A 22,603-nucleotide genomic window follows, 5' to 3' on the forward strand; every position below is an offset into this window, starting at 1 on the left:
GGCACGAATCTCGCAGATAGGGATTCGCACGGCGGGCCCGCGTGCCGATCCGCGTTCGCGGCTGGCGTCAAGCTCCGGCCCGAAGGCAATCGGCTGCCGATAGGACAACGAATCTTTTCTGGCTCCCTGCACCACACGTAGATCGTCGCGCGGCAACGAGGCGCCGCGCGCATGGGAGGCCATGATGCATAAGACGAAACAACCGTCCCGCCCGGCGGGACGGCGCCCTCGTGCAACCTTGCTGGCCGCGGCCGCGTTTGCGTGCTGCTGCTCGTATGCGGTCGCACAAACCACCACGCCCGACTCCGTGGCCGGCGCGAACGCCGGCGCGGACACCATCATGACGCTGGTCGCGGACGCTTCGTCGTGCGCAGCCAATCCGGCTGGGTGTGCGGTGCAGGTCTATGCCGGTCATGGTATCGGCGGCAACGGTGCCGGCACGAGCGGCAGTGGCGGCAGCAGTCCTGGACCGGCCAACGGCAGTGGTAGCGGCAACGGCAGCAGTGGAAACAACGGCAACGGTGCCGTCGGACCTGCCGGTGCCGGTGGAGCGACAGGTGGAACGTCCGGCGGGACGAGCGGCACGGGTCGCGGAGGGAACTCGTCCGGCAACGGTGGTAACGGTACTTCGGGTGGCGGCACCTCCGGTGGCGGTACTTCCGGTGGCGGTACTTCCGGTGGCGGTACTTCCGGTGGCGGCACTTCCGGTGGCGGCACTTCCGGTGGCGGTACTTCCGGTGGCGGCACTTCCGGTGGCGGTACTTCCGGTGGCGGCACTTCCGGTGGCGGTACTTCCGGTGGCGGAGGCCATGGCGGACACGGAGGCGGCGGCGACGGTGACGGTGGTGGCCATGGCGATGGTGGTGGTCACGGCGACGGTGGCGGCCATGGCGACGGTGGCGGCCATGGCGACGGCGGCGGCCATGGCGACGGCGGTGGCCATGGCGACGGCGGTGGCCACGGCGACGGCGGTGGCCATGGCGACGGCGGTGGCCACGGCGACGGCGGTGGCCACGGCGACGGCGGTGGCCATGGCAACGGTGGTGGTCACGGCGACGGCGGCGGTCATGGCGACGGTGGTGGCCACGGCAACGGCGGTGGTCACGGCGACGGTGGTGGCCACGGCGACGGCGGTGGTCACGGTGACGGCGGTGGTCATGGCGACGGTGGTGGCCACGGCGACGGCGACGGCGGTGGCCACGGCGACGGCGGTGGCCATGGCAACGGTGGTGGTCACGGCAACGGTGGTGGTCACGGCGACGGCGGCGGTCATGGCGACGGTGGTGGCCACGGCAACGGCGGTGGTCACGGCGACGGTGGTGGCCACGGCGACGGCGGTGGTCACGGTGACGGCGGTGGTCATGGCGACGGTGGTGGTCACGGCGACGGCGGTGGTCACGGCGACGGCGGTGGCCATGGTGACGGTGGTGGCCACGGCAACGGTGGTGGCCACGGCAACGGTGGTGGTCACGGCAACGGCGACGGCGGTGGCCATGGCACCGGTGGTCACGGCAATGGTGGTGGCAACGGCAATGGCAACGGCAGTGGTGGCGCTGGCAATGGTGGTGCCAATGGCGTTGGCAACGGCAACGGCAACGGCGGCTCAGGCAACGGTGGCGGCAACGGCAACGGTGGCCAGGGCAACGGCGGCAACAACGGCAACGGTGGCCACGGCAATGGCGGCGGCAACGGCAATGGCAACGGCAGTGGTGGCGCCGGCAACGGCGGGCCCAACGGGGTCGGCAATGGCCACGGTACCGGCAACGGCAATGGCGGCGGTCACGGCAACGGCGGCTCGTCCGGCGGCAACCACTGACCGGACGCGTTGCCCGGCCGGGTGCCGTCAGAGCATCTCGAGCGCGCGCTTGCTGCGCGGCGGACGGAAATACGCGTCAAGCTGCGCGCGCTCGTCATCGCTCAATTCGAAATCGAGCGCGGCGCGATTGTCGCGCACGTGCTCGATCCTCGCTGCCTTCGGGATCGCGAATACGCCCGGCTGCGCGAGCACCCATGCCAGCGCGACGCGCATCACCGACACGCCGCGCAGCCGCGCAATCTCGTCGAGCGGCGAACGCTTCGGCAGCCGTCCGTGGTCGACCGGGCTGTACGCCATCGCCGGCATCCGGTGATCGGCGAGCCATGGCAGCAGGTCGAATTCCGGGCCGCGCCGCGCGATGTTGTAGAGGATCTGGTTGGTCGCGCAGGCACCGCCGCCCGCGTCGTCGACGAGTTCTTCCATATCGGCCGTATCGAAGTTGCTCACGCCCCAGCGTCGAATCTTGCCCGCGCGCTGCAGCGCCTCGAAGCCCTCGACCGTCTCCGCGAGCGGCACCGAGCCGCGCCAGTGCAGCAGGTACAGATCGAGACGATCGGTGCGCAGGCGCTTGAGGCTCGCGTCGCACGCGGCGACCACACCGCGCCGGCTCGCATGGTGCGGATAGACCTTGCTGACGAGGAACACGTCGTCGCGCAGGCCCGCGAGTGCTTCTCCGACCAGTTCCTCGGTCGCGCCGTCGCCGTACATCTCGGCGGTATCGACCAGCGTCATCCCGAGTTCGATGCCTTCGCGCAGCGCGGCGATCTCGTCCGACCGGCGGGCCGGCCGCTCCCCCATTTCCCAGGTGCCCTGGCCGAGCTTCGGAATCGTTTCGCCGTCCGGCAGGACGACCGTGGAGATCGTGTCTGTCATGCGTTCCTCGTTGCGGATTCGTGGCCGCGCAGCGCGGCCGAAGCATGGAATACGACGCGTCAGTGTAGTCAATCGGCACGCCGACGGCCTGTTGCACGGCAAAAACCGGCTATAACGGCACCGCATGATGACTTAGAATGGCCGCAACCTGATCGATACCCATTCCATGAAGGCACCCACGGACGACCGGTGGCAGGACCTGCGCCCCGACCCGGACAACGACACGCCGCTGTACCTGCAGCTCGCCCGCAAGCTCGGCGACGCGATCCACGACAACCGCTGGACAGCCGGCGAGGCCCTACCTTCGGAGCGCGTGCTGTCCGATGCGCTCGGCGTGTCGCGCATCACCGCGCGCAAGGCGATCGCGCTGCTCGTCGAGCAGGGCCTGATCCGCCGCACGCAGGGCGCGGGCAATTTCATCCAGCCGCGCTACGAGGATCCGCTGTCGCGACTGTCGAGCTTCAGCGAAATGCTCGAGCGCCGCGGCTTCAAGCCGAGTTCGCAATGGCTCGCGCGCGAAATTCAACCGGCGAACCGCGACGAAGTGATCCAGCTCGGACTGTCGCCGGCCGCCTCCGTTACACGCCTGAAACGCCTGCGCCTCGCCGACGGCATCGTGATGGCCGTCGAGAACTCGACGTTCCCCGCGACGCTGATTCCCGATCCGCAGGCGATCGGCGGTTCGCTGTACAGCTATCTCGAAGCGCGCGGCACGCCGATCGTGCGTGCGCTGCAGCATTTCCGCGCGGTCAACGCGACCGACGAAATCGCCGAACAGATGGGCATCGCGCCGCACGACGCGCTGCTGCTGATCACGCGGATCGGCTATACGTCGGACCAGCGCGCCATCGAACTGACCGATACCTACTGCCGCAACGACTACTACGACTTCGTCGTCGAGCTGCGCAAGTAATGGCGGCCGCGCGGCCGGCGCTTGCCGCTCACAGCCAGCGCGCGACGTCGGTGCCGAGCGGCACGGGCGGCCGCGCGAACGCGGGCGGCGTGGCCGACAAGCGCTCGGCCGGCCGCACGGTATCGAGCATGCCGAACGGCGATGCGACGCGATCGATCCGGTCGCGCACGTCGGCGGCTGCGAGGTCGGGCGCACTCAGGCCGTCCGGCACGTTGCCGAACGACTGCAGCCAGCGCCCCGTCTGCGCGAGCGACATCCGCACGTGCCAGCTTCCGCCTTCGCCCGCCCGCCGCGCGAGCGCGATCATCGCGCCGAACGCCGCGAGATACCCCGTCGCGTGATCGAGCGCCTGGCACGGCAGGTGGCGCGGCGCGGCCGCATGGGCGGCCTGCTGCTCCTGCGATGCGATCCCGCTCGCCGACTGCACGAGACTGTCGAAGCCGCGCCGCTCCGCCCACGGCCCCGCATGTCCGTACGCCGAGATCGACACGTACACGATGCCGGGCCGCCGCTCCGCCAGCGCGTGCGGCGCGAAACCGCGGGCCGCGAGCGCGCCGGGGCGGTACGACTGCAGGAACACGTCCGCATCGCGCACGAGCGCGTGCAGCGTAGCGACACCCGCCGTATCGCGCAGGTCGATCCACGTCGAACGCTTGCCGCGCCCGTTGTCGATCACCAGCGGTGCGATGTTCGGCAGGTGCGGCCCGTTGACGAGCAGCGTCTGCGCGCCATGCGACGCCAGCGTGCGACCCGCGACCGGCCCCGCGATGATGCGCGTGAGATCGAGCACGCGCACGCCGGCGAGCGGCTGCCCGGATGCGCCACGGCCGATCGGCTCGACCGGCGCGTCGCCGATCCGCTCGATCTCGAACAGCGGCAGCGATGCGACCGCGTGCGCCTGCCCGTGCGCCGCCCATTCGTCAGGTGTTCTGATCAATGCCGCGCACAGACCGGCCTCGGCCAGCGCGCTATCGAGCACCATGCCGTCCCATGTGCGGATCGCTGCGGCGACGTCGGCCCGCTGCGCGCCGCAACCGAGCACGTCGAGGATTCCGCGCAGGTGATGCGGGAAGTTCGCATGCAGCTGGATCCAGCGTCCGTCGCCCGTCTCGAAGAAGCCCGTCACCGGATGACGCAACTCCGGCGGCGGGCCGTCGTCCACGCGCAGGTAGCGTTCGCTGCGGAACGCGACCAGCGCGTCGCGCACCGACACGTCAACGGCTTGCGCGACGCCCGTACGAAGCCGGTGGCACTCGGCAGCCGCGAGCCCGGCCGCCGCGATCGTGGCTGCCGCGAGCGCGCCGATATGAAACGTCGACGGCAGCGTCGGATCCTGCCCCGTCACGCTCGCGCGGGCCAGCGCGTCGCGCTCGCCGCGTGCGAGTTGCCACAGATGCGTCAATGCGAATTCGGGCGTCATGGTGAACGGAGCGCGATGGAGGGCACGGATTCGAGTCTAGAATTCGCGCCCGGCGCAATCAATCCGGATTGCGCGAATCCACGTGCGGGCATGCTTCATGCGGCCCGGCAGGCGAGATCGCGCACGACATCCGCCGGCATCCTCCGTGTTCATGCGAACGCCCCGCACGCTACGTCGGCAGCGACGCGGCCGCACCGCGCCGGCCGGCGCGCCACGCGACGAGCGGCCGCCACCACGCGTGTGCGACACGCACGGCCGGCGCCGCGTGCGGCCCGAACGCGAACGTCGCGCCGCGCAGCCCCGCGCTGATCCACACGCGCACGCCGGGCTCGAACGCCAGCGAATCGCCGGCACCGAGCCAGTGGTCGTCGGGCCGGCCCTCTACCGTCACCCACGCTTCACCGTCGGCCACCTGCAATGCGGTGCGATCGACGATCCGCCAGCGCCCGGCCGGCTCGTCGCCGTCGATCACGTAAAGTCGCAGTTCGCGCATGGCAGCCTCCTGGTCGCACGGGTTCGATGGCACCAGTATTTCGGACAGTGGCAGCACACGGACAGGTACGGCTGCAGACACTTTTGACTGAACTGTACTGGCCGGGCGACGGAGACGGCATCCGATTGCCGGCATTCGCGTCACATCAGGGCGCCGAACCTGCACGGCCCATCGGCTTTCCCTACAATGTCGGCTGTCCCGCGCCACCGCCCATCCTCATGTTCCAGCGTCCACCTGCCGTCGCCCCCGGCGAAAAGAACCTCACCGTGATGCTCTGGCTCGTTGCAACGGGCTTCTTCATGCAGACGCTCGATGCGACGATCGTCAACACGGCGCTGCCGTCGATGGCCGCGAGCCTCGGCGAATCGCCGCTGCGGATGCAGTCGGTCGTGATCGCGTACTCGCTGACGATGGCGGTGATGATCCCGGTGTCGGGCTGGCTCGCCGACACCTTCGGCACGCGACGCGTGTTCTTCAGCGCGATCCTGGTGTTCTCGCTCGGCTCGCTGCTGTGCGCGAATGCGCATACGCTCACGCAGCTTGTCGCGTTCCGCGTCGTGCAGGGGGTCGGCGGCGCGATGCTGCTGCCGGTCGGACGGCTCGCGGTGCTGCGCACCTTTCCGGCCGAGCGCTACCTGGCCGCGCTGTCGTTCGTCGCGATTCCCGGCCTGATCGGCCCGCTGATCGGGCCGACGCTCGGCGGCTGGCTCGTGAAGATCGCGTCGTGGCACTGGATCTTCCTGATCAACGTGCCGGTCGGCGTCGCGGGCTGCATCGCGACCTTCTACTCGATGCCCGATTCGCGCAACCCGGCCGTCGGCCGCTTCGACCTGAAGGGCTACCTGCTGCTGACGATCGGCATGGTCGCGATCTCGCTGTCGCTCGACGGGCTCGCGGATCTCGGCATGCAGCACGCGGCCGTGCTCGTCCTGCTGATCCTGAGCCTCGCGTGCTTCGTCGCGTACGGGCTGTACGCGGTGCGCGCGCCGCAACCGATCTTCTCGCTCGAACTGTTCCGGATCCACACGTTCAGCGTCGGGCTGCTCGGCAACCTGTTCGCGCGGATCGGCAGCGGCGCGATGCCGTACCTGATACCGCTGCTGCTGCAGGTGAGCCTCGGCTACTCGGCGTTCGAGGCCGGGCTGATGATGCTGCCGGTCGCGGCGGCCGGGATGTTCTCGAAGCGGATCATCACGCGGCTGATCACGCAGCACGGCTACCGCAAGGTGCTGCTCGCGAACACGATCATGGTCGGCGTGATGATGGCGAGCTTCGCGCTGATGCGCGACTCGGTGCCGGTGTGGGTGAAGGTCGTGCATCTCGCGCTGTTCGGCGGCTTCAACTCGATGCAGTTCACCGCGATGAACACGCTGACGCTGAAGGATCTCGGCACGGGCGGCGCGAGCAGCGGCAACAGCCTGTTCTCGCTCGTGCAGATGCTGTCGATGAGCCTCGGCGTCACGGTCGCGGGCGCGCTGCTCGCGACGTTCACGGGCATGCTGCGCACCGTGACGCCGAGCAATACGCTGCCGGCGTTCCACGCGACCTTCATCTGTGTCGGGATCATCACGGCCGCGTCCGCGTGGATCTTCGCGCAACTCGCGCCCGAGATCCGCAGCACCGCGCGCAAGACCGATCCGTCCGAGCGCGCATGACGCGCGGCGCGCGCCGTTTCGGGGGCCGCACCGCCGTCGCGTGCACCATTGCGGTGCAGATCGCCCCGGCGATGCGCGCGCCGCGGCGCCCTTTCCCGTCCGCGACGCGCGGCCGCACGCGGCGCGATGCCGTGCATGCTTCTTGCTCGCCTATTCTCTAGGTAAACTGGCAGTCTTCCATCGGCGACATCATGAGCATGATCGAAATCGATCCCCCCGGCTTTCAGCCGCCCCGCCCCGTCGCCGGCGACGACGGGAACCGGCGCACCGTGCTGTACGGCGGCTACACCGTGTTCAGCGTGTTCCAGCCCGTTTTCTCGGTGTCGCACCGCCGCGCGATCGGCTATCACGCGTCGCTGCGCGCGCACGACGAGGAAAGCCGTCAGGTGGCGTCGCACGAGGTGTTCACGCAGGCCGCGCGCCGCGGCGACCTGCTCGAACTCGGCCGGCTCGCCGAATCGTTGCATCTCGGCAACTTCCACGCGTTCGACAGTCACGACGAATGGCTCTTCCTGAGCCTGCATCCGGCCGCGCTGATGGACACCATCTACAGCGACGCGCTGCTCGCGAACCTGAAGGCGCTCGGGCTGCCGCCGCACCGCGTGGTGCTCGAGGTGCCCGAGCAGGCCGGCGGTGAAACGCCGCGCTACGCGGCGATCATCGACGGGCTGCGCAAGGCCGGCTTCCTGATCGCGCTGGGCGGGTTCGGCGCGAAGCATTCGAACATCGACCGCGTGTGGCACCTGCATCCCGACATCGTCACGCTCGACCGCGGCATCCTCGCGCAGGCAAGCGAGCACTCGCACCTCGAGCGCGTGCTGCCGGGGCTGGTGTCGCTGCTGCACGAATCCGGCCAGCTCGTGCTGATGGGCGGCCTGTCGACCGAGCGCGACGCGCTGATCGCGCTCGAATGCGACGTCGATTTCGTGCAGGGCCAGTATTTCGCGGGGCCGAGCGTCGATCCCGTGCAACCGCAGGCCGCCGCGGGCTGCATGGATACGCTGTCGGCCGCGCTGCGGCTGCGCGTCGCGCAGCGCGAACGCACGCAGGCGGAACGGCTCGCGCCGTACGTCGCCGCGCTCGAGGAAGCAAGCCAGAAGCTCGTCGCCGGCGAATCGCTCACCGACGCGGCCGTCGCCGTGCTGGGGCTGCCCGAAACCGCACGCTGCTTCCTGCTCGACGCATCCGGACGCCAGATCGGCGACAACGTGCTCGCGCGTGGCAGCGTATCGCAGCGTGCGAAGCGCTTCCGGCCGCTGCTGCATTCCGAAGGGGCCAGCTGGGAGCGTCGCCCGTACTTCATCGACGCGATGCGCGCGCCGGGGCGTGTGCACCTGACGCCGCCCTACCTGTCGATCAACGAGGCGCACCTGTGCGTGACCGCATCGATCGCCGCGCCCGCCGCGACCGGCATGCAGGTGCTCTGCGTCGACATCAACTGGGAAGCGGCGCTCAGCCGCGAGTGAGCGTGCCGGCGCGCCGCGTTCACGCGGCGCCGGCCGCCTTGCGCACGATCAGCCGGTGTACGCGCTTGCCGGACGAGGCGCTCACGACCTCGTGCTCGTCGATCACGTGCATGCCGGCGCCGAGCGCCGCATGCATCCGCGCCGAATCCAGTGCCGTGTAGAGACGGCCGCGCTCGTCGCGCAACGTCCCGTTTCCGGCCACCCGCCAGCTCAGGTACAACGTGCCGCCCGGCATCAGCAGATCGGCCAGCCGCGCGGCGGCGGCCGCCGCATCGGCCTGTTCGAGATGCATGACGACCGTTTCGCACAGCACGTTGCAAAACGCGCCGGACGGCACGCCGGCCAGCGCCGGCAGCGCGGCGAGTTCGAAGGTCACGTCCGGATGGTGCCGCCGCGCCTCGTCGAGCAGCGCGGCGCTCGCGTCGTAGCCGCGCACGTCGAAGCCGCGCGACGCGAGCCAGGCCGTATCGCGCCCCGCACCGCAACCGACGTCGGCGGTCGGCCCCGACGAGAAATGCTGTTCGAGCAGCGCGTACATGTCGTCGGGCGCGGCCTGGTCGAGCCAGTCCTGCGCGTATTGCGCGGCATGGGCGTCGTAGGCGTCGAGTGTCGGGCGATCCACCATGGCGAGTGCTCCGCATAGGCGTCGTATGACGCTTCCCGCATCTTAGCCGTTGCGCCCGGCCCGTGGTGCCGCGCGCGGCCCGCGCCGCCGATCGCGCGAAGCCGGCCTACGCGGCCGACGAGCGTCACGTGCGCGCCGCCGGCCGCGTAGGCCGCCGAGATAGCAGCCGACGGCGCCTGCACCGAACACGCAGACCGGCGCGTCAGACATGCGAGTGCGCACCGCCGTGCACGGGGCCGGCGCGCCGCTCGACTTCGCGGCGTACGTCGCCGCGCAGCCCCGCGAAGAACGCGACTTCGGCGACGACGAACAGCGGCCCGACCATCAGGCCCACCAGATCGTCGACGAACGCGGGCTTGCGCCCTTCGAACCAGTGCCCGACGAACTGCACGATCCAGCCGACGACGAACGCACCGATGCCGATCGCGAGCCATTGTGCGGTCGGCAGCGGCGCGAGCGATTGCGCGGCCCACAACCCGAGCGCGAACAGCGCGGTCATCACGATCCCGAAGCGCAGGTCGAGGCGCAGGTAGAACACGACGAACGCCAGCGCCAGCAGCAGCGCCGGCGACAGCGCGACGCCGGCCAGCATCCCCACCGCCGGCCGCGACAGCAGCACCTCGACCGCGAACACGATCATCGGAATGCCGACCAGGTGCGTCGCGATGTTGCGCGCGTCGCGATGGTAGGCCGCATACTGCGAAAGGTGGTCTTCGAGCGTCTTCATCGCGTCTCCTGGTCGGTTATCGAGCGCTATGATGCGCGTCACGCCCCAGAACCTCTGTCAGCTACCCGACATCGCGTGCCCATGCCTGCTCCGCTCGCCCCGTACCTGCCGCAGATCGAAGCGCACCCGTGGTTCGCCGCGCTGCCGCCCGCATTGCGCGCGGACCTGCTCGCCGGCGCGGTGCTGCGCCGCCTGCCGGCCGGCCAGGCGTTGTTCCGGCGCGGCGACCCGCCGTGCGGGCTGTACGCGGTGCTGGCCGGTTCACTCACGATAGGTGCGGTCGACCCGCAGGGCAAGGAAACGCTGCTGACGGTGGCCGAGCCCGTCACGTGGTTCGGCGAAATCGCGCTGTTCGACGGCCAGCCGCGCACGCACGACGCGATCGCGCTCGACGACGCCCTGCTGCTGCACGTCCCGCAGGCCGCGCTGCTCGCGATCCTCGACGCGACGCCGCAATACTGGCGGCAGTTCGCGCTGCTGATGGCGCAGAAGCTGCGCCTGAGCTTCCTGACCGTCGAGTCGATGAGCGTGATGCCGGCCGCGCAACGGCTCGCCGCGCGCCTGCTGATGATCGCCGACGGCTATGGCGGCATCAGCGCCGGACGCACGCGCGTGCGGCTGTCGCAGGAAACGCTCGCGTCGATGCTGTCGATCACGCGGCAAACCACCAACCAGCTGCTGAAGGCGCTGGAGGCCGACGGCGTCGTGCGGCTGCATGTCGGCGAAATCGAGCTCGTCGACATCGATGCGCTGCGCCGCGCGAGCGGGCTGGGCGACGGCACGCGCTGAGCGACGCGCACAGCACTGCCGTAGTTTGCCCCGCCGCTGCCGCATTGCGCTATCGTGGCGGCTCGTCCGCTCTCCCGCGCCCCGTCTTGAAGCCATCGACCGCCGCCGCCCCGTCCCGTCATCCGTGGCCCGTCTTCGTCGCGTTCCTGCGGCTCGGCCTCACGTCGTTCGGCGGCCCGGTCGCGCACCTCGGCTACTTCCGCGCCGAATTCGTCACGCGGCGCGGCTGGCTCACCGAACGCACGTATGCCGATCTCGTCGGGCTGTGCCAGTTCCTGCCGGGGCCCGCGAGCAGCCAGGTCGGGATGGCGATCGGCCTCGCGCGCGCCGGCTATGCGGGGATGTTCGCCGCGTGGCTCGGCTTCACGCTGCCGTCGGCGCTGCTGATGATGCTGTTCGCGCTCGGCGTGCATGCGACGGGCGCGCCGATCGAAGCCGGCGCGCTGCACGGGCTGCGCATCGTGTCGGTCGCGGTGATCGCGCAAGCCGTCTGGGGGATGGCGCGCACGCTGTGCCCCGATGCGCGCCGCGTCACGCTGATGGCCGCGGCCGCATGCGTCGCGCTGCTCGCGCCGGCCGGGTGGACGCAGATCGCGGTGATCGTCGCGGCCGGTGCGGCCGGCCTCGCGCTGCTGCCGCAACCGGCACGCGACGCACACGAACCGTTGCCGCTGCACGTGTCGCACCGCGCGGGCATGCTGTGGCTCGCGCTGTTCGCGGCGCTGCTCGTCGCGCTGCCGTTCGCAGCCCGCGCGCTCCACTCCGATACGCTCGCCGTCGTCGATGCATTTTTCCGCACCGGCGCGCTCGTGTTCGGCGGCGGGCATGTGGTGCTGCCGCTGCTGCAGGCGGCCGTGGTCGCGCCCGGCTGGGTCGGCGATTCGACGTTCCTCGCCGGGTACGGCGTCGCACAGGCCGTGCCGGGGCCGCTGTTCACGTTCTCGGCGTTCCTCGGCGCGTCGCTGCGCGACGCGCCGAACGGCTGGCTCGGCGGCACGATCGCGCTGGTCGCGATCTTCGCGCCGTCGTTCCTGCTCATTGCCGGCACCGCGCCGTTCTGGGAGCGCCTGCGCCGCAGCGCACACATGCAGGCCGCGCTCGCGGGCGTGAACGCGGCCGTCGTCGGGCTGCTGCTCGCCGCGCTCTATCACCCGGTCTGGACCGACACGATCGTCGCGCCGCGCGACCTGGCCGCCGCGCTCGTCGCCTACGTCGCGCTGGTGTTCTGGCGCGTGCCGCCGTGGGCCGTCGTGATCGCGAGCGCGGCACTCGGCTGGGCGCTCAGCCTGGCCGCCTGATCCCGGCAAGCGTGCCGCCTTTCTGCGCGCTAAAAACAAAAAAGCCCTCGTTTCGAGGGCTTTTTGCTGGGTGCCGCGCGCCGTGGCGGCGCGCCGGCGCCGGACTTACGCGAAGTTCTTCGCTGCGAAGTCCCAGTTCACGATGTTCCAGAACGCTTCGACGAACTTCGGACGTGCGTTGCGGTAGTCGATGTAGTACGCGTGTTCCCACACGTCGATCGTCAGCAGTGCCTTGTCGGCGGTCGTCAGCGGCGTCGCTGCGTTGCTCGTCGACACGATGTCGAGCGAACCGTCAGCCTTCTTCACGAGCCATGCCCAGCCCGAACCGAACGTGCCGACCGCGGCCTTCGTGAACGCTTCCTTGAACGCGTCGTACGAACCCCACTTCGCGTTGATCGCGTCGCCCAGCGCGCCCGTCGGTGCGCCGCCGCCGTTCGGCGACAGGCTGTTCCAGAAGAACGTGTGGTTCCAGATTTGCGCGGCGTTGTTGAAGATGCCGCCCGACGACTTCTTCACGATCTCTTCCAGCGACAGGTTTTCGAATTCCGTGCCCGGGATCAGATTGTTCAGGTTCGTCACATAAGCCTGATGGTGCTTGCCGTAGTGGTACTGGATCGTCTCGAGCGAGATGGTCGGCGCGAGTGCGTCTTCAGCGTACGGGAGCGGCGGGAGCGTATGAGCCATGGCGATTCCTTCGTTGAGTATGTAGGGAGGCTGTGTTGGATGCTGCCGAGCGTCCGATTGTAGGCGAGGACGAATAACCCCGCAAACTCACGGGCCATTTATCCGCGGTATGCGGAAAAGCGATGTTTGCGCAACGTCCGGCAGGATGAACCCGATGCTGAGCAGCCTCCGTTCCCGTGCACGTTGCGTCCGTTGCAGCAGCCTTCGCCCCGCTTGCCGCCGTTACGTCAGATCGTATCGGTCAGCCGCGGCTGCACGTCGGCGAGCGACACGTCGGCCGAGCCTTCGGCCAGATGCACGGTCAGGCGCCGCTGCGGTTTCAGCGCGTTCGGCGCACGCACCGCACGGCCCGTCTGCGCATCGATCAGTGCCGCATAGCCGCGCTCGAGCGTGCGCTGCGGGCTCAGCACCTCGAGCCGTGCCGCACAGGCTGACACGCGCGCCGTGTCGCGTTCATGACGGCGCTGCAATGCAATGACGAGACGCTGCGACAGCCCCGCGAGCGCCTGGCGCGCCTGCGACGCATCGGGCCGCGCGCGCTGCCAGCGCAGTTGCGCCAGCGCGAAGCGCGCACGTGCGTCGCGCACCGGCCGCGACGCCGCCGACGCGAGCCGCACCGCGAGCTGCTCGACGTGCGTGCGCTGCCGCTGGAGCCGCTCGGCCGGGCTCACGAGCCGGCGCGCGAGCCAGTCGAGCTGCTGCGCGCGCTGTTCGAGCCGGCGCGCCATACCGCGCGCGAGCGCACGCTGGCGCTCGTCGACCTCGCGCAGCAGCAGCGCACGCTGCGGGCTCGCGAGCTCGGCCGCGCCGGTGGGCGTTGGCGCGCGCACGTCGGCCGCGAAGTCCGCGATCGTGAAATCGGTTTCGTGCCCGACTCCGCTGACGACCGGCAATTCGCTCGCCGCGATCGCGCGCGCCAGCGCTTCGTCGTTGAACGACCACAGATCCTCGATCGAGCCGCCGCCGCGACAGACGAGCAGCACGTCGACCTCACGGCGCGCATTCGCGGCCTCGACGGCCGCGACCAGTTTTTCGGCGGAACCGGCGCCCTGCACGGGCGCCGGATAGACGATCACCGGAATGTGCGGCGCGCGCCGCGCGAGCGTGGTCAGCACGTCGCGCAGCGCGGCGGCCTGCAGCGACGTGACGATGCCGATCGCGCGCGGGTGGGCCGGCAGCGGCCGCTTGCGCTCGGGGGCGAACAGGCCCTCGCCTTCGAGTTGCGCCTTCAGCCGCAGGAACGCCTCGTACAGGCGCCCCTGCCCGGTGCGCCGCACGGCTTCGACGTTCAGCTGCACTTCGCCGCGCGGCTCGTACATCGTGACGACCGCGCGCACCTCGATGCGGTCGCCTTCGCGCGGCGTGAATTCCGCGTACTGCGCACGGCCGCGGAACATCACGCAGCGCATCTGCGCCTGCTGGTCCTTGATCGAGAAATACCAGTGGCCGCTCGCGGCGCGCGTGAAATTCGAGACTTCGCCCGCAATCCACAGCAGCGGAAACGAGCGCTCGAGCATCGTCGAAATCGCGCGATTGAGCGCCGAAACGGGAATCACTTCGTCGCCGCCGCGCGTCGCGCCGGGTGCGGAAAAAGGAGAGTCGGAAAGCATGGACGATTGGATGAATGCTGGCGGCGTCACGATAGTCCGACCCGCGCGCGACGTCCAGCGCCGCCGCATTCGCCGCCGCGCGCGGAAGGTGTCCACACTCTGGCATTCGTCCGCCTAAAACGCCTGGAAACCGCAAAAAAACCCAGACGATTCTTCGTAACACATTGATTTTTATAATTTTTTAAACCTTTCGAAATGATTCTCATCCGATTCGATGCCCGCCGGACGGGCGTTTGACGCAATCGACCGAGGAGTTTTTCACAGAGTTATCCACAGGCAGCCGCGATCCGGCCCCGCGGGCAGCATTGGCCGGTCGCGCTTGCCGCGCCCGCGTGCGGCGCGCTAGAGTGCCGCCTTCCGCAGACCCCGCGGCATGTGCCGCCCAACGGAGAATCCGCCTTGACGAATCCGTCCCACGCCGCGGCGCACGACGCGCCGCGCCCGGCCCGATGAGCGCGCCCGGCGGCCCGCTCGCGCGGCTCGAAGCGCGCCTGACACGCGAATGGCAGCGGCGCGGCGCGCTCGCCTGGGCGCTCACGCCGTTCGCCTGCGTGTTCGGCCTGTGCGCGGCGCTGCGGCGCACCGCCTACACGCAGGGGTGGAAACGACCGGTCGACGTCGGCGTGCCCGTCGTCGTGGTCGGCAACGTGACCGTCGGCGGCACCGGCAAGACGCCGACCGTGATCGCGCTCGTCGACGCGCTGCGCGCGGCCGGCTTCACGCCGGGCGTCGTGTCGCGCGGCTACGGCGCGAACGTGAAGGCGCCGACCGCCGTCACGCCCGCGTCGCGCGCCAGCGTCGGCGGCGACGAACCGCTGCTGATCGCGCGCCGCACCGACGCGCCCGTCTGGGTTTGCCCCGACCGCGTCGCGGCCGCGCAGGCGCTGCGCGCCGCGCATCCGGACGTCGACGTGATCGTCAGCGACGACGGCCTCCAGCACTACCGCCTCGCACGCACGGTCGAGCTCGTCGTGTTCGACCACCGGCTCGGCGGCAACGGCTTCCTGCTGCCGGCCGGGCCGCTGCGCGAGCCGCTGTCGCGGCACCGCGACGCCACGCTCGTCAACGATCCGTACAGCGGCGCGCTGCCGCCGTGGCCCGACACCTACGCGCTGGCGCTGACGCCGGGCGCCGCGTGGCACCTCGACCAGCCCGCGCTGCGCCGCCCGCTGTCGCAGTTCGCGCACGAGCGCGTGCTCGCCGCGGCCGGCATCGGCGCGCCGGAACGCTTCTTCGCGACGCTGCGCGCGGCCGGTCTCGCGCCGGCGACGCGCGCGCTGCCCGACCATTACGCGTTCGCCGACAATCCGTTCGTCGACGACGCCGTCGACGCAATCCTGATCACCGAGAAGGATGCAGTAAAATTGGGCGCTTCCTGGCGCGACGCTCGACTGTGGGTGGTCCCCGTCGAAGCCGCGCTCGACCCTCGCCTCATTGCCCTCGTTGTGGAGAAACTCCGTGGACGCTCGCCTGCTTGAAATCATTGTGTGCCCTATCTGCAAAGGCCCGCTCCACTACGACCGCGCCGCGCAGGAGCTGATCTGCAACGCGGACAAGCTCGCGTACCCGATCCGCGACGGCATCCCCGTGATGCTCGTCGACGAAGCGCGCCAGACCGTCGAAGGCACGCCGGTCGATCCGGCCGGCCGCTAAGCCGCCCGACGCCACCCCGGCCCCGGCCGGGGTGACGAACCCTGCCGGCCGACCGGCTCCGGACGCGCCGCCTGCCCCGTTCTTCTCACCGCTCACCCCGATGACTCACCCGCAACCCTTCATCGCCGTCATTCCCGCCCGGCTCGCGTCGACGCGCCTTCCGAACAAGCCGCTCGCCGATCTCGGCGGCAAGCCGATGGTCGTGCGCGTCGCCGAGCGCGCGCGCGAAGCGGGCGCGCAGCAGGTGCTCGTCGCCTCCGACGCGCAGAGCGTGCTCGACGCGGCGCGCGATCACGGCTTCGAAGCGGTGCTCACGCGTGCCGACCATCCGTCCGGCACCGACCGGCTCGCGGAAGTCGCGGCGGCGTTCGGGTGGAGCGACGACACCGTCGTCGTCAACGTGCAGGGCGACGAGCCGCTGATCGACCCCGTGCTCGTGCGCGACGTAGCGTCGCACCTCGCCGCGCATCCGGCGTGCGCGATCGCGACTGCCGCCCACCCGATCCACGACGCGGCCGACGTGTTCAACCCGAACGTCGTGAAGGTCGCGCTCGACGCGCAAAGCGTCGCGCTGTACTTCTCGCGCGCGCCGATTCCGTGGAGCCGGGATGCGTACCAGCCGCACTGGCCGGACGTCGCGGCCATGCCAGCACCGGCTTTCCCGGTCTACCGGCACATCGGCCTCTATGCCTATCGCGCGCGTTTCCTGCGCACGTATCCGTCGCTCGCGCAGGCGCCGATCGAGCAGGCCGAGCAGCTCGAACAGCTGCGCGCGCTGTGGCACGGCGAGCGCATCGCAGTGCTGATCACCGAATCCGCACCCGAAGCCGGGATCGACACGCCTGCCGATCTCGCGCGCGTGCAGGCCCTTTTTCAGCCGGGTTCAAAATAACCCGTGGCATAATCAGGCGATTGTGCGAGCCGTCCGCGACCAGCGCGTCCTCGCTTGACCCCGCCCGCGGCCCTGCCGGCAGCCGCGCGTCGCCCAAGTCGACGCGCCGCATCAGACCGGTCCGCCGCGCGCCAGGCAAGCCCCGCGCCCGCTGTCGCCGACGCCTTCGAGGCTCGCCACACGAATCTACATACTTGGAGATATCACCATGCGTTTGATCCTGTTGGGCGCGCCCGGCGCGGGAAAGGGCACCCAGGCAAACTTCATCAAGGAAAAGTTCGGCATCCCGCAAATCTCGACGGGCGACATGCTGCGCGCGGCCGTGAAGGCCGGCACGCCGCTCGGCGTCGAGGCGAAGGGCTACATGGACGCCGGCAAGCTCGTGCCGGACGCGCTGATCATCGGCCTCGTCAAGGAACGCCTGAAGGAATCCGACTGCGCGAACGGCTATCTGTTCGACGGTTTCCCGCGCACGATCGCGCAGGCTGACGCGATGAAGGACGCCGGCGTCGCGATCGACTACGTGCTCGAGATCGACGTCCCGTTCTCGGAAATCATCGAGCGCATGAGCGGCCGCCGCACGCATCCGGCCTCGGGCCGCACGTACCACGTCAAGTTCAACCCGCCGAAGGTCGAAGGCCATGACGACGTGACGGGCGAGCCGCTGATCCAGCGCGACGACGACAAGGAAGAAACCGTCAAGAAGCGTCTCGAAGTGTACGAAGCGCAAACCAAGCCGCTGATCACGTACTACGGCGACTGGGCGCAGCGCGGCGAGGAAAACGGCCTGAAGGCCCCGCAGTATCGCAAGATCTCGGGTCTCGGCGCGGTCGAGGAAATTCGCGAGCGCGCGTTTGACGCACTGAAGTAAGCAGCGCGTCTCGCCCTCGCAGAAGCCGCCCTTTCCGGGCGGCTTTTTTTTCGCCCGATGGGGATGCGCACGGCCGTGCGGGTATCGCCTTCGCGTGACGACGCCCCGTACAATCGCTCGGATTCGCGCCCCGCTCTCGCGGCGCACCGGCTTTCCGACTGCCCGATCGGCATCGGACAGAACCCTGGAGACAGTCATGGACATTCGCGGCAACGTGTTTCTGATCACGGGCGGTGCATCGGGCCTCGGCGCCGGCACCGCGCGGATGCTCGCGCAGGCTGGCGGCACGGTCGTGCTCGCCGACCTGAACGAAGCGGCGGGCACCGCGCTCGCGACCGAGCTGGGCGGCGCATTCGTACGCTGCGACGTGTCGAGCGAAGCCGACGCGCACGCGGCCGTCGACACGGCGACGCGCGCGGGCACGCTGCGCGGCCTCGTGAACTGCGCGGGCATCGCGCCGGCCGCGAAAACCGTCGGCAAGGACGGCGCGCACCCGCTCGACGTGTTCGCAAGGACGATCAACGTCAACCTGGTCGGCACGTTCAACATGATCCGGCTCGCAGCCGCCGCGATGGCCGCGACCGCGCCGACCGCGGAAGGCGAGCGCGGCGTGATCGTCAGCACCGCGTCGGTCGCCGCCTTCGACGGCCAGATCGGCCAGGCCGCCTATGCGGCGTCGAAGGCCGGCGTCGCGGGCATGACGCTGCCGATCGCACGCGACCTGGCGCGCAGCGGGATCCGCGTGATGACGATCGCGCCCGGCCTGTTCGAGACGCCGATGCTGCTCGGCATGCCGCAGGACGTGCAGGACGCGCTCGGCGCGATGGTGCCGTTCCCGCCGCGGCTCGGCAAACCGGCCGAGTACGCGATGCTGGTGCGCCAGATCGTCGAGAATCCGATGCTCAACGGCGAAGTGATCCGCCTCGACGGCGCGATCCGGATGCAGCCGAAGTAAGCCGCGCATGAAAAAACGCCCGCGATGCGGGCGTTTTCGTTACGGGCTCAGGCAGCCGCGCTGCGGCTCAATCCTCGCCGTCGCGCTGCATCCGCTGGCGCAATTCGCTCACCTGCGACTCGACGACGGTCGCATCTTCCGCCTCCGGCCGCTCGCCGAGATACTGCTCGAGATCCTCGAGCGCGGGGCGCAGGTAATCGAGCCGCGCATACGCGAAGCCGCGGTCGCGCACCTCGTCGAGTTGCTCGGGCAACAGGATCACGAGCCGCTGCTGTACCGCGAGCAGCCGCTGCCAGCGTTCCGTCTGCAGATAGATCGTCTTCAGGTTGCGCAGCATCCGCGCGATGATCTCGCGGCTCGTCGCCGGTTGCAGCAGCGCGCGCAACGCGCTGTCGACCGCCCCCGCCGCACGCGCGACGTACGGCTCGAGCATCTCGACCATCTCGGCTTCGGACAGCGAATGGCCGTTGGTCGGATCAATGATCAGGTCGCCGTCCGGCAGCGTCACGCGCAGCAGGAAATGGCCGGGGAACGACACGCCGCGCGCCGGCACGCCGATCTGCTCGGCGAGCTCCAGGTACAGCACCGACAGCGAGATCGGAATCCCCCGCCGCCGCTTCAGCACCGCGTTCAGGTGGCTGTTATCGGGGTCGTAGTAATCGTTGTGATTGCACGCGAAGCCGAGTTCGCGGAAGAAGAAGTCGTTCAGCGCGGCGACGCGGCCCTTCAGGTCCGCATCGTCGGCGAGCCGCCGGCGCAGCCGCGCCGCCAGCATGTCGAGCTCGGCCAGCGTGCCCTGCAGGTCGAGGTCGGGATACGCGTCCTGCGCCAGCGACAGCGCGGCTTCCGTGACGGGCAGACTGTCGTCGTCCGCCACGAGCGTGCTGAAGTAGTCGAGGACGCGGGTCATTGCGGTCGTCACTTGGCGCGCCTTCTGAAGTAAGCGTATTTGAAGCCCATCACCCACAACATACCGAAATATAGTGCAGCGAACAGCACGAGGCACGCCGCCATCAGCGCAATGCGGTCGAGCGGCTGCGTGCGCATCCCGGTCCAGTCGAAGTTGATCGCGCACCAATGCATCAGGCCCGCGAGCACGAGCGCCGCGCCGACGAGCTGCACGAAGAAGCGCAGCCAGCCCGGCGACGGCTGGTAGATGCCGCGCTTGCGCAGCCCGAGGAACAGCAGCAGCGAGTTCAGGCACGCGCCGACGCCGATGCTCAGCGTGAGGCCCGCGTGGCCGATCAGCGGCACGAACACGTAGTTCGAGAGCTGCGTGACGATCAGCACGCCGATCGCGATCTTCACGGGCGTCTTGATGTCCTGCTTCGCATAGAAGCCCGGCGCGAGGATCTTGATCAGGATGATGCCGACGAGGCCGATCCCGTAGGTGGCGAGCGCGCGCGCGACCATCGTGACGGTATGCGCGTCGAACTTGCCGTAGTTGAACAGCGTCGCGGTGAGCGGCGTCGCGAAGAAGAACAGCGCGAGCGCGCTCGGCGCCGCGAGCAGGAACGTGACGCGCAGCCCCCAGTCGAGCAGCGCCGAATATTCGTGCGAATCGGCGTCGACGTGCGCCTTCGACAGGCTCGGCAGCAGGATCGTGCCGAGCGCGACGCCGAGCAGCGCCGTCGGGAATTCCATCAGGCGGTCGGCGTAGTTGATCCACGACACGGCGCCCTGCCCGAGCCGCGACGCAATGTTGGTGTTGATGATCAGCGACAGCTGCGCGACCGACACCGCGAACGTGGCGGGCACCATCTTCGCGAGCACGCGCTTCACGCCCGGGTGGCGCAGCGCGCGCAGCGGGTTCAGGCCGATCAGCGGCACCATGTCGATCTTCTTCAGCCCCGGCAGCTGCACGAGGAACTGCAGCACGCCGCCGACGATGACGGCCCATGCGAGCGCGTAGACCGGCACCTTCAGGTGCGGCGCGACGAACACGGCCGCGGCAATGAACGCGACGTTGAGCAGCACCGGCGCGAACGCGGGCAGCGAGAAGCTCTTGTACGTGTTGAGCACGCCGGACGCGAGCGTCGTCAGCGAAATGAACACGATGTACGGGAACATGATCTGCGTCATCGTGACCGCGAGCGGGAACGCCTGGCCATCGGTGTGCAGGCCGGACGCGACCGCGAACACGACCCACGACGCGCCGGCGATGCCGAGGACCGACAGCACGGCAAGCGCCCACGCGAGCACGGTGGACATCGCGTCGACGAGCGCCTTCGTCGCATCGTGCCCCTGCTGGTTCTTGAACTCGGCGAGGATCGGCACGAACGCCTGCGAGAACGCGCCTTCGGCGGACAGGCGGCGCAGCAGGTTTGGAATGCGGAAGGCGACGTAGAACGCGTCGGTGTATTGACTGGCGCCGAACGCACGGGCGATCAGCGTCTCGCGGGCCAGTCCGGTCACGCGCGACAGCAGCGTGAAGCCGCTGACCGTCAGCAGGGCTCGGAATAGATTCATGGGGCGCTTATTATACGGACGTTGCGCGACCCGGCCAGCGGCCGATGCCGAAAAGCGCGCACGCCGCCGGCGCCCCGTCCGGCGGATGTCACTTCGAACTTGCCACTCGCTTGATTTTGTTGCTATAATCGCCGGTTTCTGGGCTCGTACATGCACGGCAGCTGCCGTTTTCATGTCCCTGCCTCGGTTAAAATCACCGTTTTTTTATGCGCCCCTGGGCAATCGTTCTCAGGGGACGGATCGAAAAGCAGCGCTTGGCCGTCAGGCTCCAAGCTCTGGAAACAGGACAGGATAAGGAACCGTCATGGCTAACTCCGCACAAGCACGCAAGCGCGCCCGCCAGGCCGCGAAGGCAAACTCGCACAACTCGGCGCTGCGCTCGAAATTCCGTACCGCGATCAAGTCGGTTCGCAAGGCTGTTGAAGCCGGCGACCAAGCAAAGGCTGCCGAGCTGTTCAAGGCTGCCGTGAAGACGATCGACACGATCGCCGACAAGAAGATCGTTCACAAGAACAAGGCCGCTCGCAGCAAGAGCCGCCTGGCCGCAGCCGTCAAGGGCCTGCAGGCAGCAGCGTAAATCCGGTGCGCCCGCTCGCGCGGGCGTTCCTGTTTCCTGCGATCACGAAAAAGCCCGCCTAGGCGGGCTTTTTTGTTGCCTGTCGCCCGCGCATCATGCGGGGTGGCAACGGCACTTGCCAGGGCAGGCGCTGCATGCGCCCTCGCCCGTCAGCATCACTTCTTCGTGTTGTAATCCGGCAATTCGCACGCCTCGGTGACGACGAGGTTGTTGTCCTTCGCGAAATTCAGCACGAAATCGAAAGCCATCGGTTCGATGTCGCGCAACCGCGAATCGAGGATCACGCATTTCAGGTCGCCGAGCATCGTCGGGCGCACGTACAGCGAATACTTGAGACGCGCATTCGGCCCGCTCGCCCCCGGCCCGAAGCAGGCCATCACACCGGCCAGACGCTCCGACCAGTCGCTCGGGCGAAACTTTTTCCCTTCTTTCGTGATGCCCTGGATGAAGAATTCGGTCGGAGGGGTTTCAGCCATGTGGTTACCCAAGTGACGGCCCGGCGATGTCCAGGCAACGGCGCCTGGATACGCGAACACAAAGCTGGAACGGACGGCGGCACAAGCATTCCGGTATCCCGAAAACGGGACGTCGATGCGCGCCGCCGGTAAACTGCACCGGATTTGTGCAGCGCACGGCTTGTGTCCGGCAGAGCGCGAAAAGCCTTGCCTGCCGGGCTGGAGAAAACTTTCGAATTATACCGCAGCGCGCCATCGCGCGTCGTCCCGACGGCCGCCTTCCCGTGCCGTGCGCTGCCCGCCCCGATCGTGCCCCGTTTCGTTCGACGGCTCGTCAAAGCACAGAAAATCCTTTATGCTGC

General features: G+C 69.2%; 23 protein-coding genes and 1 pseudogene. 11 read left to right on the forward strand and 13 right to left on the reverse strand.

Annotation, left to right across the window (positions count from 1 at the left end):
- Positions 1 to 67 precede the first annotated feature (67 nt).
- The 3 genes from AC5LXX_RS13085 to AC5LXX_RS13095 all read right to left on the reverse strand — a co-directional run bounded on the left by AC5LXX_RS13085 (position 68) and on the right by AC5LXX_RS13095 (position 2,689).
- On the reverse strand, positions 68 to 1,495 hold the full coding sequence (locus AC5LXX_RS13085) for a hypothetical protein (RefSeq protein ID WP_493409715.1): 1,428 nt from the start codon (positions 1,493 to 1,495) through the stop codon (positions 68 to 70).
- 108 nt (positions 1,496 to 1,603) lie between these two features.
- Entirely contained in the window at positions 1,604 to 1,783 is a 180-nt protein-coding gene (locus tag AC5LXX_RS13090; protein ID WP_493409716.1) for a hypothetical protein, read from the reverse strand.
- 60 nt (positions 1,784 to 1,843) lie between these two features.
- Entirely contained in the window at positions 1,844 to 2,689 is an 846-nt protein-coding gene (locus tag AC5LXX_RS13095) for an aldo/keto reductase (protein WP_493409717.1), read from the reverse strand.
- Positions 2,690 to 2,855: 166 nt separating this feature from the next.
- Here AC5LXX_RS13095 and AC5LXX_RS13100 point away from each other — a divergent pair, with 166 nt between their 5' ends.
- Complete coding sequence (locus tag AC5LXX_RS13100) at positions 2,856 to 3,602, forward strand: GntR family transcriptional regulator (protein WP_089440857.1); 747 nt, start codon at positions 2,856 to 2,858, stop codon at positions 3,600 to 3,602.
- A gap of 28 nt (positions 3,603 to 3,630) precedes the next feature.
- Here the strand turns inward: AC5LXX_RS13100 and AC5LXX_RS13105 are convergent, their stop codons facing one another.
- Positions 3,631 to 5,022 (reverse strand): CoA transferase, encoded by a 1,392-nt coding sequence (locus AC5LXX_RS13105; protein ID WP_493409718.1) that lies wholly within the window; start codon positions 5,020 to 5,022, stop codon positions 3,631 to 3,633.
- A gap of 169 nt (positions 5,023 to 5,191) precedes the next feature.
- A complete protein-coding gene (locus tag AC5LXX_RS13110; protein WP_493409719.1) occupies positions 5,192 to 5,515 on the reverse strand; it encodes a DUF2917 domain-containing protein in 324 nt (107 codons plus the stop codon).
- A 218-nt stretch (positions 5,516 to 5,733) separates the two neighbouring features.
- On the opposite strand from AC5LXX_RS13110, the gene mdtD reads away from it, so the two are divergent.
- Together mdtD and AC5LXX_RS13120 are read left to right on the forward strand one after the other, a co-directional pair.
- Entirely contained in the window at positions 5,734 to 7,170 is a 1,437-nt protein-coding gene (mdtD, locus tag AC5LXX_RS13115; RefSeq protein ID WP_124456364.1) for a multidrug transporter subunit MdtD, read from the forward strand.
- A 191-nt stretch (positions 7,171 to 7,361) separates the two neighbouring features.
- Positions 7,362 to 8,636: an EAL domain-containing protein gene (locus AC5LXX_RS13120; protein WP_124456365.1), complete on the forward strand. Its 1,275-nt coding sequence runs from the start codon at positions 7,362 to 7,364 to the stop codon at positions 8,634 to 8,636.
- 19 nt (positions 8,637 to 8,655) lie between these two features.
- On the opposite strand, the gene AC5LXX_RS13125 is transcribed toward AC5LXX_RS13120, so the two are convergent.
- The 3 genes and pseudogenes from AC5LXX_RS13125 to AC5LXX_RS13135 all read right to left on the reverse strand — a co-directional run bounded on the left by AC5LXX_RS13125 (position 8,656) and on the right by AC5LXX_RS13135 (position 9,988).
- On the reverse strand, positions 8,656 to 9,261 hold the full coding sequence (locus AC5LXX_RS13125) for a class I SAM-dependent methyltransferase (RefSeq protein ID WP_493409720.1): 606 nt from the start codon (positions 9,259 to 9,261) through the stop codon (positions 8,656 to 8,658).
- Between the two features lie 86 nt (positions 9,262 to 9,347).
- Positions 9,348 to 9,471, reverse strand: a pseudogene (locus tag AC5LXX_RS13130) (2-dehydropantoate 2-reductase N-terminal domain-containing protein); the annotation flags it as partial.
- On the reverse strand, positions 9,464 to 9,988 hold the full coding sequence (locus AC5LXX_RS13135) for an Mpo1 family 2-hydroxy fatty acid dioxygenase (RefSeq protein ID WP_493409721.1): 525 nt from the start codon (positions 9,986 to 9,988) through the stop codon (positions 9,464 to 9,466). The gene AC5LXX_RS13135 and the pseudogene AC5LXX_RS13130, both read right to left, overlap by 8 nt.
- Positions 9,989 to 10,069: 81 nt before the next feature.
- On the opposite strand from AC5LXX_RS13135, the gene AC5LXX_RS13140 reads away from it, so the two are divergent.
- Both AC5LXX_RS13140 and chrA read left to right on the forward strand, forming a co-directional pair.
- Positions 10,070 to 10,777, forward strand: coding sequence for a Crp/Fnr family transcriptional regulator (locus AC5LXX_RS13140; RefSeq protein WP_493409722.1), 708 nt, complete (start codon positions 10,070 to 10,072; stop codon positions 10,775 to 10,777).
- An 86-nt stretch (positions 10,778 to 10,863) separates the two neighbouring features.
- Positions 10,864 to 12,075 (forward strand): chromate efflux transporter, encoded by a 1,212-nt coding sequence (gene chrA, locus AC5LXX_RS13145; protein WP_493409723.1) that lies wholly within the window; start codon positions 10,864 to 10,866, stop codon positions 12,073 to 12,075.
- A 105-nt stretch (positions 12,076 to 12,180) separates the two neighbouring features.
- Here the strand turns inward: chrA and sodB are convergent, their stop codons facing one another.
- A complete protein-coding gene (gene sodB / locus AC5LXX_RS13150) occupies positions 12,181 to 12,759 on the reverse strand; it encodes a superoxide dismutase [Fe] (RefSeq protein ID WP_011352986.1) in 579 nt (192 codons plus the stop codon).
- 227 nt (positions 12,760 to 12,986) lie between these two features.
- Positions 12,987 to 14,369 (reverse strand): exodeoxyribonuclease VII large subunit, encoded by a 1,383-nt coding sequence (gene xseA, locus AC5LXX_RS13155; RefSeq protein ID WP_493409724.1) that lies wholly within the window; start codon positions 14,367 to 14,369, stop codon positions 12,987 to 12,989.
- 449 nt (positions 14,370 to 14,818) lie between these two features.
- Here xseA and lpxK point away from each other — a divergent pair, with 449 nt between their 5' ends.
- The 5 genes from lpxK to AC5LXX_RS13180 all read left to right on the forward strand — a co-directional run bounded on the left by lpxK (position 14,819) and on the right by AC5LXX_RS13180 (position 18,740).
- Positions 14,819 to 15,847 (forward strand): tetraacyldisaccharide 4'-kinase, encoded by a 1,029-nt coding sequence (gene lpxK, locus AC5LXX_RS13160; protein WP_124456370.1) that lies wholly within the window; start codon positions 14,819 to 14,821, stop codon positions 15,845 to 15,847.
- Entirely contained in the window at positions 15,828 to 16,022 is a 195-nt protein-coding gene (locus AC5LXX_RS13165) for a Trm112 family protein (protein ID WP_006482216.1), read from the forward strand. The genes lpxK and AC5LXX_RS13165 overlap by 20 nt, the downstream gene beginning before the upstream one ends.
- Before the next feature lie 100 nt (positions 16,023 to 16,122).
- Positions 16,123 to 16,914 carry a 3-deoxy-manno-octulosonate cytidylyltransferase gene (kdsB, locus tag AC5LXX_RS13170; RefSeq protein WP_059233379.1) on the forward strand — a complete coding sequence of 264 codons (792 nt, stop codon included), beginning with the start codon at positions 16,123 to 16,125 and terminating at the stop codon, positions 16,912 to 16,914.
- A 208-nt stretch (positions 16,915 to 17,122) separates the two neighbouring features.
- Positions 17,123 to 17,785, forward strand: coding sequence for an adenylate kinase (gene adk, locus AC5LXX_RS13175; RefSeq protein ID WP_124456371.1), 663 nt, complete (start codon positions 17,123 to 17,125; stop codon positions 17,783 to 17,785).
- A 196-nt stretch (positions 17,786 to 17,981) separates the two neighbouring features.
- Entirely contained in the window at positions 17,982 to 18,740 is a 759-nt protein-coding gene (locus AC5LXX_RS13180; RefSeq protein ID WP_124456372.1) for an SDR family NAD(P)-dependent oxidoreductase, read from the forward strand.
- Positions 18,741 to 18,807: 67 nt separating this feature from the next.
- On the opposite strand, the gene AC5LXX_RS13185 is transcribed toward AC5LXX_RS13180, so the two are convergent.
- Both AC5LXX_RS13185 and murJ read right to left on the reverse strand, forming a co-directional pair.
- A complete protein-coding gene (locus AC5LXX_RS13185; protein ID WP_060313760.1) occupies positions 18,808 to 19,650 on the reverse strand; it encodes a SirB1 family protein in 843 nt (280 codons plus the stop codon).
- Positions 19,651 to 19,658: 8 nt separating this feature from the next.
- The gene (gene murJ / locus AC5LXX_RS13190) at positions 19,659 to 21,209 is read right to left on the reverse strand and encodes a murein biosynthesis integral membrane protein MurJ (RefSeq protein ID WP_124456373.1); all 1,551 of its coding nucleotides are present in this window, start codon (positions 21,207 to 21,209) and stop codon (positions 19,659 to 19,661) included.
- A gap of 304 nt (positions 21,210 to 21,513) precedes the next feature.
- Here murJ and rpsT point away from each other — a divergent pair, with 304 nt between their 5' ends.
- On the forward strand, positions 21,514 to 21,786 hold the full coding sequence (rpsT, locus tag AC5LXX_RS13195; protein WP_006482211.1) for a 30S ribosomal protein S20: 273 nt from the start codon (positions 21,514 to 21,516) through the stop codon (positions 21,784 to 21,786).
- Positions 21,787 to 21,941: 155 nt separating this feature from the next.
- Here rpsT and AC5LXX_RS13200 read toward each other — a convergent pair whose 3' ends face one another.
- Complete coding sequence (locus tag AC5LXX_RS13200; protein ID WP_124456374.1) at positions 21,942 to 22,262, reverse strand: DUF3579 domain-containing protein; 321 nt, start codon at positions 22,260 to 22,262, stop codon at positions 21,942 to 21,944.
- Positions 22,263 to 22,603: the final 341 nt, after the last annotated feature.

The organism is Burkholderia torrens (genome assembly GCF_984668525.1).